This is a genomic window from Dawidia soli (assembly GCF_018598185.1).
In the GTDB taxonomy this organism is placed as follows: domain Bacteria; phylum Bacteroidota; class Bacteroidia; order Cytophagales; family Cyclobacteriaceae; genus Ohtaekwangia; species Ohtaekwangia soli.
Genome location: NZ_JAHESC010000010.1, coordinates 13815 through 31385, shown reverse-complemented (window position 1 = coordinate 31385; position 17571 = coordinate 13815). Strand labels below are relative to the sequence as shown.

Annotated in this window: 13 protein-coding genes; 4 read left to right on the top strand and 9 right to left on the bottom strand. The window is 53.7% G+C overall.

Annotation, left to right across the window (positions count from 1 at the left end):
• Positions 1-74: 74 nt before the first annotated feature.
• Positions 75-323, bottom strand: coding sequence for a DUF3253 domain-containing protein (locus tag KK078_RS08730; protein WP_254089875.1), 249 nt, complete (start codon positions 321-323; stop codon positions 75-77).
• A gap of 150 nt (positions 324-473) precedes the next feature.
• On the opposite strand from KK078_RS08730, the gene KK078_RS08725 reads away from it, so the two are divergent.
• Positions 474-1520: an RluA family pseudouridine synthase gene (locus tag KK078_RS08725; RefSeq protein WP_254089874.1), complete on the top strand. Its 1047-nt coding sequence runs from the start codon at positions 474-476 to the stop codon at positions 1518-1520.
• Between the two features lie 135 nt (positions 1521-1655).
• Here KK078_RS08725 and KK078_RS08720 read toward each other — a convergent pair whose 3' ends face one another.
• Together KK078_RS08720 and KK078_RS08715 are read right to left on the bottom strand one after the other, a co-directional pair.
• Positions 1656-1859: a hypothetical protein gene (locus KK078_RS08720; protein WP_254089873.1), complete on the bottom strand. Its 204-nt coding sequence runs from the start codon at positions 1857-1859 to the stop codon at positions 1656-1658.
• Between the two features lie 153 nt (positions 1860-2012).
• Positions 2013-3206, bottom strand: a complete 1194-nt coding sequence (locus KK078_RS08715) for a homogentisate 1,2-dioxygenase (RefSeq protein ID WP_254089872.1) — start codon at positions 3204-3206, stop codon at positions 2013-2015.
• A 171-nt stretch (positions 3207-3377) separates the two neighbouring features.
• On the opposite strand from KK078_RS08715, the gene KK078_RS08710 reads away from it, so the two are divergent.
• Positions 3378-4280, top strand: a complete 903-nt coding sequence (locus tag KK078_RS08710; protein WP_254089871.1) for a carboxypeptidase-like regulatory domain-containing protein — start codon at positions 3378-3380, stop codon at positions 4278-4280.
• 278 nt (positions 4281-4558) lie between these two features.
• Here KK078_RS08710 and KK078_RS08705 read toward each other — a convergent pair whose 3' ends face one another.
• Positions 4559-5026 carry a hypothetical protein gene (locus tag KK078_RS08705; RefSeq protein ID WP_254089870.1) on the bottom strand — a complete coding sequence of 156 codons (468 nt, stop codon included), beginning with the start codon at positions 5024-5026 and terminating at the stop codon, positions 4559-4561.
• Positions 5027-5053: 27 nt separating this feature from the next.
• Positions 5054-7483 carry an ABC transporter permease gene (locus KK078_RS08700; protein ID WP_254089869.1) on the bottom strand — a complete coding sequence of 810 codons (2430 nt, stop codon included), beginning with the start codon at positions 7481-7483 and terminating at the stop codon, positions 5054-5056.
• Between the two features lie 321 nt (positions 7484-7804).
• On the opposite strand from KK078_RS08700, the gene KK078_RS08695 reads away from it, so the two are divergent.
• Positions 7805-8608 carry a nuclear transport factor 2 family protein gene (locus KK078_RS08695; RefSeq protein WP_254089868.1) on the top strand — a complete coding sequence of 268 codons (804 nt, stop codon included), beginning with the start codon at positions 7805-7807 and terminating at the stop codon, positions 8606-8608.
• A gap of 70 nt (positions 8609-8678) precedes the next feature.
• Here KK078_RS08695 and KK078_RS08690 read toward each other — a convergent pair whose 3' ends face one another.
• The 3 genes from KK078_RS08690 to KK078_RS08680 are packed head-to-tail and all read right to left on the bottom strand — an operon-like array spanning position 8679 to position 13094.
• Entirely contained in the window at positions 8679-10016 is a 1338-nt protein-coding gene (locus tag KK078_RS08690; RefSeq protein WP_254089867.1) for a Gfo/Idh/MocA family protein, read from the bottom strand.
• Positions 10017-10034: 18 nt separating this feature from the next.
• Complete coding sequence (locus tag KK078_RS08685) at positions 10035-11390, bottom strand: 3-keto-disaccharide hydrolase (RefSeq protein WP_254089866.1); 1356 nt, start codon at positions 11388-11390, stop codon at positions 10035-10037.
• A gap of 9 nt (positions 11391-11399) precedes the next feature.
• Positions 11400-13094, bottom strand: coding sequence for a GMC oxidoreductase (locus tag KK078_RS08680; protein WP_254089865.1), 1695 nt, complete (start codon positions 13092-13094; stop codon positions 11400-11402).
• A 223-nt stretch (positions 13095-13317) separates the two neighbouring features.
• On the opposite strand from KK078_RS08680, the gene carB reads away from it, so the two are divergent.
• The gene (carB, locus tag KK078_RS08675) at positions 13318-16134 is read left to right on the top strand and encodes a carbamoyl-phosphate synthase large subunit (RefSeq protein WP_254089864.1); all 2817 of its coding nucleotides are present in this window, start codon (positions 13318-13320) and stop codon (positions 16132-16134) included.
• 125 nt (positions 16135-16259) lie between these two features.
• Here the strand turns inward: carB and KK078_RS08670 are convergent, their stop codons facing one another.
• Positions 16260-17393, bottom strand: a complete 1134-nt coding sequence (locus KK078_RS08670; protein ID WP_254089863.1) for a DUF5018 domain-containing protein — start codon at positions 17391-17393, stop codon at positions 16260-16262.
• Positions 17394-17571 lie beyond the last annotated feature (178 nt).

Genomic DNA, 17571 nt, shown 5'->3' with positions numbered 1-17571 from the left:
ATTGTTTTCGCTACGTGAAGAAAGAAATTTCACGCAGGTAAAGAAATGTTTTTTTAGCAAAAGGTAAAGGGAAGTTACGATTTGGGGCCAGGCTTCCCCGGGCGCTTGGCGGGTGCCGTGTAAGCGGCGGCGTCTGACGGGGTCGCACTGATCTTTCCTTCGCGCACGAGCATGGCGGCTACGAGCTTGACCTGGTCGATGAGCATACGCCAGTTCTGCTGATCAATGGCACGGGCTACTTCGGTTACATCAAATGTGCCTTTCCCACTCCGCTCCTCGGCGAGCTTCAGGATCGTTTTCCGGATGTCTTCTGCAAAGACCATACTTTACATTAGGTGGTTTAAATGGAACAAGCCAATGACCGGTAAGGTTTCAAATCTATATGTATTTCCTTAAAAAGTATGCCCATGCATGCCGCCCGGTAGCCGGTGAGGAGGCTGCGTTACAATGCTTTCATTACCTTTGCAGCGATTATGATCGAAGAAGACGATGTTCTCCCCGGTGGGCAGGAGCAGGAAGATGACGATTCCCTTTTTGAGCACTATCGGTTTGTGGCCGACCGCAAGCAGGCGCTGCTGCGCATTGACAAATTCCTACTGGCCAGAATAGCCAATACGACACGTACAAGGGTACAAAATGGTATCCACGACGGCTTTGTGAAGGTAAATGACAAGGATGTGAAACCCAATTACAAGGTGCATCCAAACGATGTCATTACCGTTTCTTTTCCGGAGCCACCACGCGATACGGAGGTTGTGCCCGAGAACATTCCCCTGAACATTGTCTTTGAGGATGCGCACCTGTTGATCGTCGACAAGCCTGCGGGCATGGTGGTGCACCCCGCCTACCAGAACTGGAGCGGCACGTTGGTGAACGCCCTGGTATATCACTTCCAGAACCTGCCCGAAATGAAGGGCAACGACGGGCGCCCCGGCCTGGTGCACCGCATCGACAAGGATACTTCCGGGCTGCTGGTCATTGCCAAAGACGAAGTGACGCTCACCGGGCTCGCACGGCAATTTTTTCACCACACCATCGAGCGCACCTACAACGCCCTGGTATGGGGTGTGCCGGAACCGCCGGCGGGCACCATCAATGTAAACGTGGGCCGCAGCTTAAAAGACCGGCGCGTGACCGCCGCCTTTCCCGACGGTACGATGGGCCGCCATGCGATCACCCATTACAACCTGTTAAAAGACCTGCGTTATGTTTCGCTGGTGGAATGCAAACTGGAAACTGGCCGCACGCACCAGATCCGCGCGCACATGAAATATTTAGGACATCCGCTCTTTAACGATGCTACCTATGGCGGCGACCAGGTGTTGAAAGGCACTACCTTTAGCAAATACAAACAATTTGTAGACAACTGTTTTAAGCTGATGCCGCGACAGGCGCTGCATGCCCGGACGCTGGGTTTTGAGCATCCGGTAACAAAACAGGTTATGCGATTCGAGTCGCCGCTACCGCAAGACTTCGTCGATGTGCTCGACAAGTGGGAACATTATGTGAAGTTTAATTAGGGGATTCCCGTAAGGTCGGTTTATGAAGGGCGACGAAGGCTCTTGCCAGTCTCTGGGGCCAGCGTTTCAGACGGGATATGATTCCCTGCCGGGATGGCGATGATCCCGGTGTTTATGTGGCGGGGTCAGTAGCGCTTAGAAATACGGGCGCAGCTTGCGGGAGCCCCCCAATGCCTGGCGGATCTCCTTCATGGCTTCACGTTTGAATTTCTGATACGACACTTCTTCCGCAGACTGGTAGGTCAGGCTCTTGATGTATGCCATAACCTGCTGGGTCTGTTCCTGGTCCAGCGTATCTAACGACGCCAGGATCTGGTGTTTCTGATCAAAGTTTGTCATACATGTAGTGGTTGTTTGACACTACAATAAACGCAAATCATATGCCCTGTGTTTAGGCAACCTGGCGTATATAACACAGTAGTAATATTTCGGACGAAAAGGAAACAAATCGCTCATCGCCCGTACCCGTTGAATCAACAAAACTACCGGTTATTACGGCGTATTTACCTCATGAAAGGATCCCGGGGCGGGGTCTGTCCAGCTCATGGGGTAGTTGGCATCGAGGAATTCCAGCGAATCACTTGTGAGGAATAAGGGCCTGAATGTGTCGATCATTACGGCCAGCTCGTGCGTCTCTTTGGCACCAATGCTTTTCTCTACCGTGCCGGGGTGCGGCCCGTGCGGCAATCCTCCCGGGTGAAGTGTAAACGACCCGCGCTCAATGCCGCGACGACTCATGAAGTTGCCTTCTGCATAATACAATACTTCGTCGGAATCGATATTGCTGTGGTTGTATGGCGCCGGTATAGCTTGCGGGTGGTAGTCAAACAAGCGCGGCACAAACGAACAGATCACAAAATTGTGCGCCTGGAATGTCTGGTGCACCGGCGGCGGTTGGTGTATGCGGCCCGTGATGGGCTCGAAGTCATGGATCGAGAAGGCATAGGGCCAGAGGAAGCCGTCCCATCCCACCAGGTCCAGGGGGCTGTAGTCATATACATACTGATGCAGGTATCCCTGCTTTTTGATCTGCAGCAAATACTCGCCGGGGCGCGTCTCGGTGATCAGCTCGTGCGGGGGACGGATGTCCCGCTCGCAATAGGGCGAGTGCTCCATAAGCTGTCCCAGCTGGTTGCGATAACGCTTGACGGTCTCTACAGGCGACGATGACTCGATGATCAGCAACCGCAACGGACCTTCTTCAAACTCGAGCTTATAGATGACGGTGCGGGGTATAACAATGTAATCGCCCTGCCGGATGTCGAGCTTGCCGAAGGGGGAAATGAGCGTGCCTTTCCCGTCGTGTACATAGAGCACCTCGTCGCCTTCGGCGTTTTTATAAAAGTAGTCCGTCTTGCGCTGGCGCGGTGAACAAATGGAGATTGAGCAGTCTGTATTGGTGAGCAGTACCTTGCGGGCGCTCAGGTAGTCGTCGCCGGTGGTGGCCACTTTGGAGGTGTTGAGGTGGGTCTGCCGCAGGGCGTAGTCGTCGATACGGGTCGGCCCGTATTTAACCGGATCTTTCACGGCCTTGATGCGGGTGGGCGGGTAGGTATGGTACAGGTTGGAGTAAATGCCGGAGAAACCTTCGGAGCTTACCAACTCCTCCTTATACAGGCTGCCATCGGGTTGCCGGAATTGCGTGTGACGCTTGGGAGGAATATTGCCCAATCGGTAATAGTACATAGATCTTGTGGTTTATGCACCAAATTACGCAATCGTTACCAGCCCGTGTACACTTCCAAAGGCTCTTTTATGAAAAGGGGTTTTACCAAATAAAATTGTAGAAAAAGCTTCTGACCCCGACCGTGCAAAAAACTATTTTGTCAGCGCGGGCATCCTGGATTATACACGCTTATGGACCTGAAAACGCTATTGATCTCTTTGGCCGGTTGCCTGGCCGGCCTCGGCGCATCGGGTCAGGGCACAGCACGCATGTTCCGGGGTGTTATATTGGAAGACGGTGCAAAAGCACCCGTTCCCTATGCGCACGTCTATGTAAAACGTCACGCTACCCATCTTTTCCATGGTACCGTGAGCGATCTTCAGGGAGCGTTCGCCCTATCATTGCCGACTGAATCCATAGGGGATACACTTCATATTTCCTCCATTGGTTACGATCCGCGTGCGATCGTGCTGACACCGCGCGGGTTTGCGGAACATGAACCTATTTTCTTAACGCCACAAACGACGGCATTACCGCCGGTCGTTATCCGCGACCTGTCGGCCGGCGAATTCTTCAAGCGATCCATCAGCCACTTTCAAAAGAACTATCTCGATATTTCTTTTCTAAATACGGCATGTTACTGGCAAAGCACGGCAGAGAATGACGTATATCAATCGTTGCTCGAGCAAAATCTGGTGATTCGAGAAAACAATTTTGGAAAAGATGTCAAACGGGTCATCTACGAAGATAACACCGTCGCTACGCCGCGATACTACCATTACTTCGACAGCGTTGAAAGCATTCTGTACTTCGATCTGATCCGATCCACCTCCGGAGTGATGAATCCCGCGGTAACCGATGAATGGAATTTCAGCTATAACTACGACGCAAAGCGCGCGGAACATTACGTGGGAATCTCCGGCGTTCGGAAAGACAAGCTGGCCGAAGTGAACATTTTAATCAACGATCGCAGCAATGCTGTTGAAGCAGTTGACTTCCGATACAGCTGGGGCCAAAACCAACATAGTCTAAGCGACACGTTGCTTTACCGGTTTACGATGTACATGGCAAAATTTTGTATAACCAAAATTTAACCCGGCACAACCTGAAATATTTATACGTAACGATTTCATACGACGTATTTCGCAAGCTGTTTAATAAAAAGCTCTTCAGCCGGACTGTTACGCATGAGCTTGTCATCAATACTTCTGCTGAATCGAACCATCCTGTTGGGAAGGAGTCTGTCGTCATCGACAAAACTTCTGCCCCGACCATTATCAACTTGTCATCTTATTGCGACGCCGCCCGGGCGTTAGGAAAAGACAAGGCTGTTTGTGCCGGCGCGCCATGAGCGCTGAACCGGCACATGATATCATTTAACCCGGATATAGCGCTCGACGATGGTCTGGCTGATGTTGGCAGCCTCCACTTTCTCTTCACCCGACTGGATGAGGCTGTCGCCTTTTACTTTCAGGGTGAACGTGAACTCGTGGTTTTCCCACTCGCGGAAGTTGCAATATTCTAACACTTCCGTGTAGACGCTGTCGCGCAAGGTGTAGGTGCCGCCACCGGCCACGAACACCGGCGCAGGCCTGGTCGTGTCGCCGGGGATGGGTGCCTCGTGGGTGAGAAAGGCGAAGTGGGTGTCGTTGATGATCTTGATGGTCCGGGTACCGGCGATCTTGTCGTGTCTGACGGTGTCGCCGATGTACGTCGTCTTGGCCACCAGTTGCCAGGTGCCCATGGCGACGTTCTTCGAAGTCTGGGACTCGGGTTGGTGGGCCGGCGTGCAGCCGGCGCAGGCGAGTGCCAATGCACCCGCCAGGATGTTTATTTTCATGATTAGGATTTGGGTTGCTACTCTATGTTATTCCGCACGCAAGGCCGTCAACGGGTTGGCGGAGGCCGCCTTGAGCGACTCGAAACTTACGGTGACCAGGGCAATGATCAACGCAATGCCTCCGGCGTAAACAAATATAAGCACGTCAATGGAAACCCGGTAAGCAAATCCCTGCAACCACAGGTCCATGAGGTACCACGACAGCGGCACCGACAGGGCCAACGCCACCAATACCAGCTTGACGAACTCCGACGACATGAGCGTGACGATCTGCTGGACGCTGGCGCCCATGACCTTGCGCACGCCGATCTCTTTAAAGCGCCGTTCGGCCATGTAGGTAGAGAGACCGTACAAGCCCAGGCAGGAGATCAACACGGCCATGCAGGTAAACGCGGTGATGATGCGCGACACGCGACGGTCTTCGTCGTATTGCTTCTGAACGTTCTCATCGAGGAAGGAATACTCAAACGGGGTGTTGTCGACCTGCGCTTTCCAGATCTTTTCGACCCCGGCCACGGCCTTTTCAAAGTTGCCGCCCGGACGCAGGCTGGCGATCATCACTTCGTATTCGTTGATCGTATCGGGCATGACCAGTATGAGCGGTTTGATTTCCTCTCTGACCGAGATGTGATGGTAGTCTTCCATCACGCCGATCACTTCGAAGGTATGTTTCTTATTTTCCCAATCGAAGTAAATATTCTTACCCACCATCTCTTCCGGCTCGTAGCCATACTGTTTGGCCGACGCCCGGTTGACGATGATCTTATTCTGGCTTTCCATCGGACGATTGCTGGTGAAGGTACGCCCGGCCAGCATCGGGATCCCCAACAGCTCGACATACCCCTGGTCCACCTCGTTGCGAAAATTGGTTCTGCCGGTCTCCATCGACCCCCCTTCCGAATAGAATATCATATCGCCAAAGACCCGGGTTCCCGGCGCGAAGCGCGCGCCCGACACCATCTCGACGGCTTCATACTTCTGCAGCTCATTCCGCAGGCCTTCGTAACGATCGCGCGCCTCGGCGGTGCGTAGCGGCAAAACGATTTTAGCGTTGGCATCGAAGCCGAGGTTTTTGTGCTGCATAAAATTGAGCTGGCGCGAAATGATAATCATGCCCGACACCAGGGTAATCGCAATGACGAACTGGAAAACCACCAGCGATCGCCGCAGCAGGCCCGACGCATTGCTCAACGTAAACTTGCCTTTCAGCACTTCTGCGGGCTGGAATGATGATAGGTAAAATGCCGGATAGCTGCCCGCCAGCAAACCCGTGAGGACCGCCAGCACCAGCAATGCCAAGGCAAAGTAGCCGGCGTTACCGGTGTCAAACGAAATGGTTTTATTGGTGAGGTAGTTAAAGTACGGCAGGCACACCTGTACGAGCACCATGCTGATGGCGATGGCCAGCAATACAATAACCATGGCTTCTCCCAGAATGTGCCGTATCAGCGTGCTTCGGAATGCACCCATTACCTTACGGATACCGATCTCGGCGGCACGCTTGCCGGCACGTGCGGTGGACAGGTTCATAAAATTGATGCATGCCAGCATCAGTATAAAAGTGGCAATAGACGCAATGACATAGATATACTTGATACGGGCACTTTGACCGATGTCGGAACGTAAGTATACATCCTTTACCGGCTCGAGGTGCAGGGATTTTTGAAAGCCCAGCGCCTTCAGACTCTCCGAACCATATTTTATCAGAACCTGGTCCATCTTTGCTTCCACCGTCTTTATATCAACACCGGGCGCCAGCCTCACAACACCGGTAAAGAAATTCTCGCCGGCCCATTGGTTCATCATATATTCGGACCGCAGTTCTTTGGCGAAGCCATCGCTGGTCATCGACGTGGCAAAGTTGATGTGATCGAACGTCTTCTTTTGATCTTTAATGACCCCCGTGACCTTAAAGACTACCGATAAACCCTGCTGGTTGATTTCGATGAGCTTGTTGAGTGCCGATTCCTTATTGAACAGCTTATGCGCAAGCCGGTCTGTGATGACAACCGTGTTTGCTTCGACCAACGCACGGCGGGGATTGCCCTCGATGAATTCATACGTGAGCACGTCAAACAACGACGAGTCGGCTATGACGCCGTCGGATTCGTAAAAGACGTTGTCACCATACGTGATCAGGTTTTGTGAGCGACCGCCAACATACCGGGCAGCCGCCTCGATCTCGGGCACTTCGGCCCGTACGGCCGGAAGAATGGGTGGGGAAATGCCTGTGATATTGGGTTGACCAAAACCGAAGTCCGTTTCGAAGTGCGTATAGATACGGTAAAGGTCGTCCAGCCGCGTATGATGCTTATCATAGCCCATTTCATCCTGGATGTACAATGCCAGGAGCAGACAACAGGTTATCCCCAGGGAAAGTCCTGAGATATTGATCAACGAGTAAACCTTGCTGCGCAGGATGTTGCGCCAGGCAAGAATGATATAGTTACGAAGCATACGTTACGAAAATAATCAAGGCTGGCCACTAAACCAGTGCCATTCTATAAATACCTGCCAATAGGAAAAAATTCCCCCTATCGATTACTCTGTTACGATCATAACTGAACAATATCGTCCGGATGCGGTCACCTGCTCCACCCGTGTGCGCGATGTGTGACCGGTGAAAAGACAAGCCGGGCGTTGTTCACATCTGCGCGCCGTTTGTTCAAGGGTGAACAATTTTTGGGAAGCAACCTGCCTTTTTATGCGTGTAACGCAGTTCGTACGCCTGGCATCATAGTAGATATCGTAGCACGTCTCCCTTAAAACAATGTTCTTATGAAATTACATTTTGTTAGTATCCTCACCATCGCTCTCGCCTGCTGTACACTGTCAACGCCCGTTGCCGCGCAACCCGATCAGCGCAACGATGCCGCTGCACTGCAAGCAACAATCCTCCACCGCGACAGCCTTTTCTGGCACGCCTATAATACCTGCCATGCCGACAGCATGAAGCTCTTCTTTGCCGACGACATGGAATTTTACCACGACAAAGGCGGCCCCACGCTGGGGCTACAGAAGTTTGACGAATCGACCCGCACGGGGCTGTGCGGCAATACGGACCGCTGGCAGCTGCGACGCGAACCGGTGCAAGGCACCGTCACGTTCTTTCCGATGTATAACAACGGCCAGCTGTACGCCGCCATCCTCGAAGGCGAGCATGTCTTTTATGTACGGGAGCCCGGCAAGAAAGAATATCTGGATGGCCATGCGCGGTTCAGTCACTTGTGGCTCAACAACGGTGGCGCGTGGAAGATGGCGCGCGTGCTGAGCTACGATCATAAACCGGCGGAATTTGTTTCCAGGGCGAAGGTCGTGACCTTGCCCGCTTCGCGGCTCAAGCGGCTCAGCGGAACGTACAACTCTCCTACCGCCGGTGCGTTGCGCGTGACCCAGGAAGAAAAAGGTCTAAAGATCACGGCGGTGAATTTTCAGGTCATTGCTTACCCCGAAACGGCTACGCTGTTTTTCCTCCGCAACCGCGATCTGCAGTTCGAATTTGTTGAAGAGAATAAACAGGTCTCAAAGCTCATCATTCACGAACGTGGCGCCAAAGTGGAAGAGGCACCGCGCATACGGTAGCGGCTGCGCAAAAAAAACACGGGCAAAGAACGTGAGGTTCTCTGCCCGTGGTTCAGAAACTATGTAATGATCAGTATTTAAAAACTTTTCCGCCGACCATTACCTCTTGCGTTTTTTCGTCAAAGGTGGCCTTCATGCCTGTGCGCACGGCGGCGTTGGTCATGATGGTGGCGATGGAATGTGAGTACCCTGCTTCTACCGGCGCATTAGGCTGCTGGCGGCTACGTACGCACTCCATCCAGTTGCGCATGTGCGCCGACGTGAGGGCGTCGCCACCGGTATTGGCAGAGGCTACCACTTTCTCGGCGGTCATGGTCAGATCCAGGTCTGCCAGCAGGTTCGGCTTCATATTCATGGCCGCCGCCGGGCCTTCTTTGAGGCCGCCGCGGGCCGACACTTTGTTGGTGTTAAGATTCAGCTCACCGCCGTTGGAGTAGTATATCTCGGCGGGGTTTTCGTCGCCATTCATCATGCGAGACGTGAACTGCACTTGGAAGCCCTGCTTGTCGTCGCCGTAGTCGAATACCGCCGTGGTGGTATCCCAATTCTTACGACCGTCTTTCCAGAAATATACACCTCCGTTGGCCACGACGCTGCGCGGGTGCTTCAGCTCGCTGAACCAGTGTACGGTGTCGATCTGGTGACTCATCCACTGACCGGGCATGCCCGACGAGTAGGGCCAGAAGAGACGATACTCCAGGTACTTGCGTGGATCGAATGCTTCAAAGGGACGGTTCAGCAGGAAGCGTTTCCAGTCGGTGTCCTGCTCGCGGAGCTCGGCTACGAGCGCCGGGCGCCGCCAACGGCCGGGCTGGTTTACATTCCAGGTAAGCTCCACCATGACGATGGGTCCGAACTTTCCTTCTTTAATGAACTTGGCGGCGGCATGATAATTTTTGCCACTGCGCCGCTGTGATCCGATCTGCACGATCTTTTTCGAATCTTTTACCGCCTTGAAGGCCGCCCGGTTGTCTTCCATCGTTTCGGCAAACGGCTTTTCGGTATAGGTATCGCAGCCGGCCTTTACCGCTTCGATGGTATGCAGCGCGTGCTGAAAGTCGGCCGTGCTGATGATGACCGCGTCGAGGTCTTTGATCTTATAGAGCTCGTCGTTGTTGACACACGCCTGGATGTCGTGCCCGAATTTCTCTTTCAGAAAGGCCTGTCCTTCTTCGCGACGTTTCTTCCACAGGTCGGAGACGGCTACGATGTCGAAGTTCAGTTCCTGATAATGGTTCTGAAAGGCCGGGAACAGGGACTGCCGGAAGCGATCCGAGAAGCCCACGACGCCCACACGCACGCGGTCGTTGGCGCCGATGATGTTTGCATAACTTTTGGCACTAAATGCCGCCGCGCCCAGGGTAACGACCGACGCTTTCTTAATAAAATCTCTTCTGGAGTGACTCATAGGATTTAGGATTGTTCGTCATTGTAAGGTTTTGATCTTAATGCTTCTGTAGGACACACGGTCGCCGTGATCTTGCAGCAGGATGTGTCCTTTCTCGGCCATGCCGAAGTTTTCCCACTGCGCATATTTACTCCGTGCCACCAGTGCTTTGAAAATATTGTTGCCGCGAACGTACTCCAGTACTTTGTAGCCGTTCAGCCAGTGCTCTACGCGGTTATCGGGATATACAACCACACGGCCCAGGTTCCACTCGCCGATCTTGTGTACACCGCGGGGATTGCGGTCGGCGGGAATAAGATCATACAGCGATGCCAGCGTACGATTGCCCACAGCTCCCAGTTTCGCGTCGGGGTGTTTCTCGTCATCCAGCACCTGGTACTCCAGACCGATGGCCGAGCCTTGTGTTTTTTCCTTTTCGGTCACAAAGTATTTTACACCGCTGTTGGCACCTTCTGTCAGGCGAAACTCGAACTGCAGGTCGAAAGCAGCGTACTCACCGGTCGTGACGATGTCACCGCCGTTCTGGGACTCGGCCCCGGCGGACTTTACAACGTTGAGGGTACCCTCTGTAATCTCCCAGCCTTTTTGGGGAAAGTCGTCTTTGCCGGCCGCGCGCCAGCCGTTGGTGGTCTTGCCATCCCACAGTAACGTTACACCGTTTTTCTTCTCTTGTTCGGTCAGTGTGTTGGGCACAAAGTTTACGACATAGAGGTTGTCGATGGGTGACGGCGCGAGGTTCTCGGTCTTGATGCGGATATTCTTAAACCATACGTGCTTGCCGGCGGTCTCGCCTTTGCCTACCGCGTGCACTTGCAGCGCAATGAGGCCTTTCGGCGTCATGTCATCCACCAGGTTGGCGCACGGTATACCGTTGATCCACGTGCGGATGCTGTTGCCGATCGCTTCGATGCGCACGGTGTTCCATTGGGTATTGCGATACGCGCTTTTGGCGACCGGATTATACTCCAGCGGGTAAAGCCACTGGCGGCGGGCCTCGTCATATATCCCGCCGCACCACTTGCGCGGGCTGGGGTCGAAGTCCAGCTGGTAGCCGAATACTCTCCCGTCGAGGTAGTCGGGCTTGCTTTCGCTGCGGAACTGCACACCGGAGTTGGTACCGTCGTCCATTTTAAATTCGAGCTCGAGTATAAAGTCGCCGTACACGCCGTCCGCCATGAGGAAGGAATTGGGAGAGCCGTCTACCGTCGTGCCGACGATCATGCCGTTCTCGACCTTATAGGGTGCCTTGCCGTTGATCTGTTTCCAGCCCGTGAGATCTTTACCATTAAAGAGCGGTCGCCAGTCCTTGTCCTTCTTCTGGGCATAGCCCGCCAGGGTGGAACAAGCGAACAGCCATACGATGAGTCGTTTCATGCTTCGTTGTTATAGATTTAGTCGTTTCAATTCTTTTACGGCATGGTCACACGCGCGGGCCGTCAGTGCCATGTATGTCAGTGACGGGTTCGCGCTGGCGTTAGACGTCATACACGCCCCGTCGGTGACGAATACGTTCGGCACGGCGTGTACCTGGTTAAAACTATTTAACACCGAGGTCTTCGGATCCTTGCCCATGCGGGCGGTGCCCATCTCGTGATTGGCATTGCCCGGGTACGAGGTCCTGACGTACGGCGTTACATTTTTATAGCCCGCTGCCTCCAGCATTTCTGCGGCCGAGTGGGCCATGTCTTGCTGCATCGCTTTTTCGTTGTCCTTGAAGGAACAGTCGACCGTGAGCGTCGGCCGTCCGTACACGTCTTGCACGGAGGTGTTGAGCGTTACCCGGTTCTCGGCGTAGGGCAGGCACTCGCCGTAGCCGTTGAGGCTGAAGCGCCACGGGCCGGGTGCCTGCGCTTTCGTTTTCAGTGCCGCGCCGAGCACATCCTGCGAGGCCAATCCGCCCCAGCCGCCGCGCGAAGCGCCGCCTAAATAACCAAAGCCCCGGATGTAGTCAGTCCGTTGCTCATCGATATTCCGGTACCGCGGCACATACAGCCCGTTGGGGCGCCGGCCGATATAGTATCGGTCTTCAAAGCCTTCCACATCGGCATAGGCGCCGGCGTGTTTGTGGTGATCCATCAGGTTGCGTCCTACCTGGTCGCTGTCGTTGCCCAGCCCGTTGGGAAACCGGCCCGACGTAGAGTTCAATAAAATGAACGCCGTGCCCAGCGTGGATGCGTTCAGAAAGATCACCCTCGCGTAATACTCCGTTACCGCGCGGGTGGCTGTGTCGACCACTTCTACCCCCGTGGCTTTTTTCCCCTGCTCGTCATACAGCACGCGGTTGACGAGCGACTGCGGTCGCAGCGTCAGGTTACCGGTGGCAAACGCTGCCGGCAGCGTACTGGCGTTGGTGCTGAAATAAGCGCCATATAAACACCCGCGGTGACAGAGGTTGCGCGACTGGCACACGCCCCGGCCTTTTACCGGCGCGGTGAGGTTGGCCACCCGGCCGATGGTCACGAGCCGCTCCGGAAACTTCTTTTGCATTTCTCCCCGGAAGTGTTTCTCTACGCAATTCATTTCCATGGGGGGCTGAAAATTGCCATCGGGGAAATGGGGCCATTTTTCTGCCTGGCCGCTCACGCCGATAAACGTCTCGACATAACTGTACCACGCTTCGAGGTCCTTGTAGCGCAGCGGCCAGTCCACGCCGTGGCCGTCCCGGGCGTTGGCGGAAAAGTCGAGGTCGCTCCACCGGTAGCTTTGGCGCCCCCACAACAGCGAACGGCCGCCGACGACGTCGCCGCGCACCCAGTCGAAGCGCTGGACTTCCGTGTAGGGATTTTCCAGGTCGTTTATATAGAAGTGTTTGTTGTCACCCTGAAACGAGTAGTGTCGTGCCTGTATGTGGCTTTTTTCTTTGTCTTCCCGCGTCAGCCGTCCGCCATACGCAATTTCCCACGGATCTTTGGACGTCGTGGGATAGTTGGGGTGCTCCATGGTGCGGCCGCGCTCCAACATCAACACTTTCAATCCCTTTTCACAGAGTTCTTTCGCCGCCCATCCTCCGCTGATGCCCGATCCCACTACAATGGCATCATACGTGTTTTCTGCGCGCGCCCTCAGGTTCAAATTCATAACACTTCTTTTCGAATTCAAAAGATGTAAAAAACCCGCTGAACGATGAAAATAAGTTTTTCAAACGGTAACAGTGTCGGGTGGCAACCGGCTGAACTCGTGGGTATGACGGCAATCGGCGGGCGCTTCCCCTACAGGGAATATTTAATATGCCCAATCCCTTTACGATTCCATGTCATGTTATATTTTTGCGCAATTTTGTTCATCCCATTCCACTACCATAATGCCAAGAGACAGAAGTATTCGCTCCGTACTGATCATCGGTAGCGGCCCCATTATCATCGGGCAAGCTTGTGAATTTGACTATTCGGGCTCGCAAGCCTCCCGTTCGCTCCGTGAGGAAGGTATTGAAGTTGTTCTGATCAACTCCAACCCGGCCACGATCATGACTGACAAAGTGACGGCCGACCACGTGTACCTGAAGCCGCTCACCAAGAAGTCTATTCGCGAGATCCTGGAGCGCCACCACATCGACGCCGTGCTGCCGACCATGGGTGGTCAGACCGCGCTGAACCTTTGCATTGAATGCGACAAGGCAGGCATCTGGCAACATTACGGCGTACGCATCATCGGTGTCGACATCAAGGCGATCGAGACCACCGAAGACCGCGAAAAGTTCCGCCTGAAAATGCTGGAGCTGGGTGTCGGGGTTTGTGAAGGGGGCACCGCAACATCTTTCCTGCAAGGCAAAGAGATTGCACAGGACATTGGCTTCCCGCTGGTGATCCGTCCTTCTTATACGCTGGGCGGTACCGGTGGCGCGTTTGTGAACGATCCCGAAGAATTTGATGAAGCGCTGAACCGCGGCCTGCACGCCTCGCCGATCCACGAGGTGCTGGTCGAGCAAAGCATCATGGGCTGGAAAGAATACGAGCTCGAGCTGCTGCGCGACAGCCTCGGCAACGTCATCATTATCTGTTCGATCGAAAACTTCGATCCGATGGGTATCCACACCGGCGATTCTATTACGGTCGCCCCGGCCATGACACTGCCTGACACGGTCTATCAGAACATGCGGAACCTGGCCATCAAGATGATGAATGGCATCGGGCAATTTGCCGGTGGCTGTAACGTACAGTTCTCGCTGAACCCGGAAGACGACAAAGACATTATCGCTATCGAGATCAACCCGCGCGTGTCACGTTCGTCGGCGCTGGCCTCGAAAGCTACCGGATATCCTATCGCCAAGATCGCCGCCAAGCTGGCGATCGGCTACAACCTCGACGAGCTGACCAACGCCATCACCGGCACCACATCGGCGTACTTCGAGCCTGCGATCGACTACGTGATCGTGAAAGTGCCGCGCTGGAACTTCGACAAGTTCCACGGTGCCGACCGCACGTTGGGTCTGCAAATGAAGTCGGTAGGGGAAGCGATGGGCATTGGCCGCAACTTCCAGGAAGCGCTGCAGAAAGCCTGCCAGTCGCTGGAGATCCGCCGCAACGGCCTCGGTGCTGATGGCAAGGAGCTTACCAACCAGGATGAGCTGCTGTACAGCCTGGAGCACCCCAGCTGGAACCGCGTGTTCCACATCTACGATGCAATGAAACTGGGCATTGCGCTGAAGACCATTCAAAAGCTCACACGCATCGACCGCTGGTTCCTGAAACAAATCGAAGAGCTGGTAGAGATCGAAAAAGAGATCCAAACTTTCGAGCTATCGACGATTCCCGCCGACCTGCTGCGCAAGGCCAAAGAGAAAGGCTTTGCCGACCGTCAGATCGCACACATGCTGGACTGCTACGAGAGCGAAGTATTTAAGAAGAGGACCGAGCTGGGCATCAAGCGGGTCTACAAACTGGTCGATACCTGTGCGGCCGAGTTTGAAGCAAAGACGCCTTACTACTACTCGACGTTCGACAAAGAAAACGAGTCGACGGTTTCCAACCGGAAGAAGATCGTGGTGCTGGGCTCAGGTCCGAACCGCATCGGTCAGGGCATCGAGTTCGACTACTCCTGCGTGCATGGGGTCCTGGCGGCAAAAGAGTGCGGCTACGAGACCATCATGATCAACTGTAACCCCGAGACGGTTTCGACAGACTTCGACATTGCCGACAAGCTCTATTTCGAGCCGGTGTTCTGGGAGCACCTCTATGATATCATCGAGCACGAGAAGCCGGAAGGTGTGATCGTACAGCTGGGCGGTCAGACCGCGCTGAAGCTGGCAGAGAAACTGCAAAAGTACGGCATCAAGATCATCGGCACGTCGTTCGAAGCGCTGGACCTTGCAGAAGATCGTGGCCGGTTCTCGACGCTGTTGAAGGAGCTGGGCATTCCCTACCCCGAGTTCGGCGTGGCGAAAAATGCAGACGAAGCGCTGGAAGTATGCAAGACGATCGGCTTCCCGCTGCTGGTGCGTCCTTCGTACGTACTGGGTGGTCAAAGCATGAAGATCGTGATCAACGAGCAAGAGCTGGAACACCACATCATCGACATCTGGAAGCACCTGCCCGACAACAAGGTATTGCTGGACCACTTCCTCGACGGTGCGATCGAAGCCGAAGCCGACGCGATCTGCGACGGCGAGAACGTGTACATCATCGGCATCATGCAACACATCGAGCCGGCGGGGATCCACTCCGGTGACTCGTATGCCGTGTTGCCTCCCTACAACCTGGGCGACCTGGTGATCAAACAGATCGAGAACTACACGAACAAGATCGCGGTAGCGCTGCAGACGGTGGGGCTGATCAACATTCAGTTTGCGATCAAGAACGACAAGGTATATATCATCGAAGCCAACCCGCGCGCGTCGCGCACGGTACCGTTCATCTGCAAGGCGTACGACGAACCGTATGTGAACTATGCCACGAAGGTGATGCTGCGCGAGAAAAAGGTAACGGACTTTACGTTCAACCCGACCCGTAAGGGCTATGCGATCAAAGAGCCGGTGTTCTCGTTCCACAAGTTCCCGGACGTGAACAAGGAACTCGGTCCTGAAATGAAGTCTACCGGTGAGGCGATCTACTTTATCGACGACCTGATGGACGATTATTTCATGAAGATCTACTCGGAGCGGAATTTGTATCTGAGTCGGTAAATATTCTTGCTCAAAAAACGGAGGCTACCCATACGGTAGCCTCTTTTTTTCCCTCTATCGGCATCGTACGTACAATAAGCAGGCTACCCCAATAAGGAGTAGCCTGTATTATGACCTTCGTCGGCTTATTGTATCACGATTCTGAACTTCTTGATCGTGGTGTCATCGAAATCAATGCTCAGCTCGTAGGAATCTGCCGCCCAACCTGTAGGAATAGTATACGTGATCTCCGTACCGGCGTCGTTTACTTTACCAATACCCTGACGGAAATCATTCTCTATCGCGTCGGGCATAAAGTAAAGGAACGGAGAAATACCATCAACCTTCAAGCCCTGGCCTGTGAGAACGATCTGCTCACCGCGGGCAAAGGTGGTTTTGTTGATCGACGTAACTTCCGGCAGCGTGCCTACGACGACCATATCTGCTGCTTCTACAACGTCACCGTTTGCATTCTTAACTTCTACATGGTAACGACGACCTGAAATTGCCTCCACAATAAATTCAATCGATGTGGTAGACTCAGACACGATCTCTTTTGATGATCCAAAGCCATTTTCATCCCACATAGATACGGTGTTGCCTTCCGCGGAGAAGTTCTTGCCTGTGATCGTTATATGATCGCCATTCTCTACCTTCAGGGCGCTCAGGCCGGTGATCTTCGGGAGTTTGGGCAGTATCGTGAGTGTAAACTCTACTTCTTCTGATTTTCCGCTACTGGTCACAACAATGGCATACTCGCCAACTTCCAGATCTTCAGCAGCTGTGAAGTATAAGCGTGTAGCGGTCGATTTGTCGGCAGCTTTAATAGTCACAAACTCTTTGGAGTCGATATTCGTCAGCTTGATCTCGCTCGCAGAGGCGGCAGCAAAATTGGTACCCTCGAGGAAGAATTCTTCACCGCCTTCGATCTCTGTTGCAGAGATTCCGCTCACGGTAAATTTCTCCGCAGCCGCTACTGTCACCGTAACGACATAAGCTTGTTTGCTGCCATCTTCCGCCGTTACAGTATAGGTAACAGCATTGGTGAAATTCTGTTTCTCTCCTGTATTCGGAGATACGGTTGCTTTTTCAGAAACAACGATTGTCGGAACGAGCTCTGTCACGTTCGTACCGGCCGGTACGCTAACAGCGATCTTCTTGTCGCTTTCTGTGATCGTACCCGTCGCTGCAGGGGCAGCAAACTTGAAGGAGGTGATGGCCTTGGCACTGCTCTTGACAACGGTAGGATCGGAATCATCATCGCTACAGCTTGCTGCCAAAACGGCCAGGCATAGAACGAAAAGTACCCGACAACTAACGGTAAATTTTTTCATGGATAATAACATATATAATTTTTTAGGTTTTAATGTGGCGCGAATAACGTATGGCCTACACTTCCAATTACAAGAGAACGCCGGACGCGCATACCCATGTAGGAAAAAGGAAGGAACCTAATTT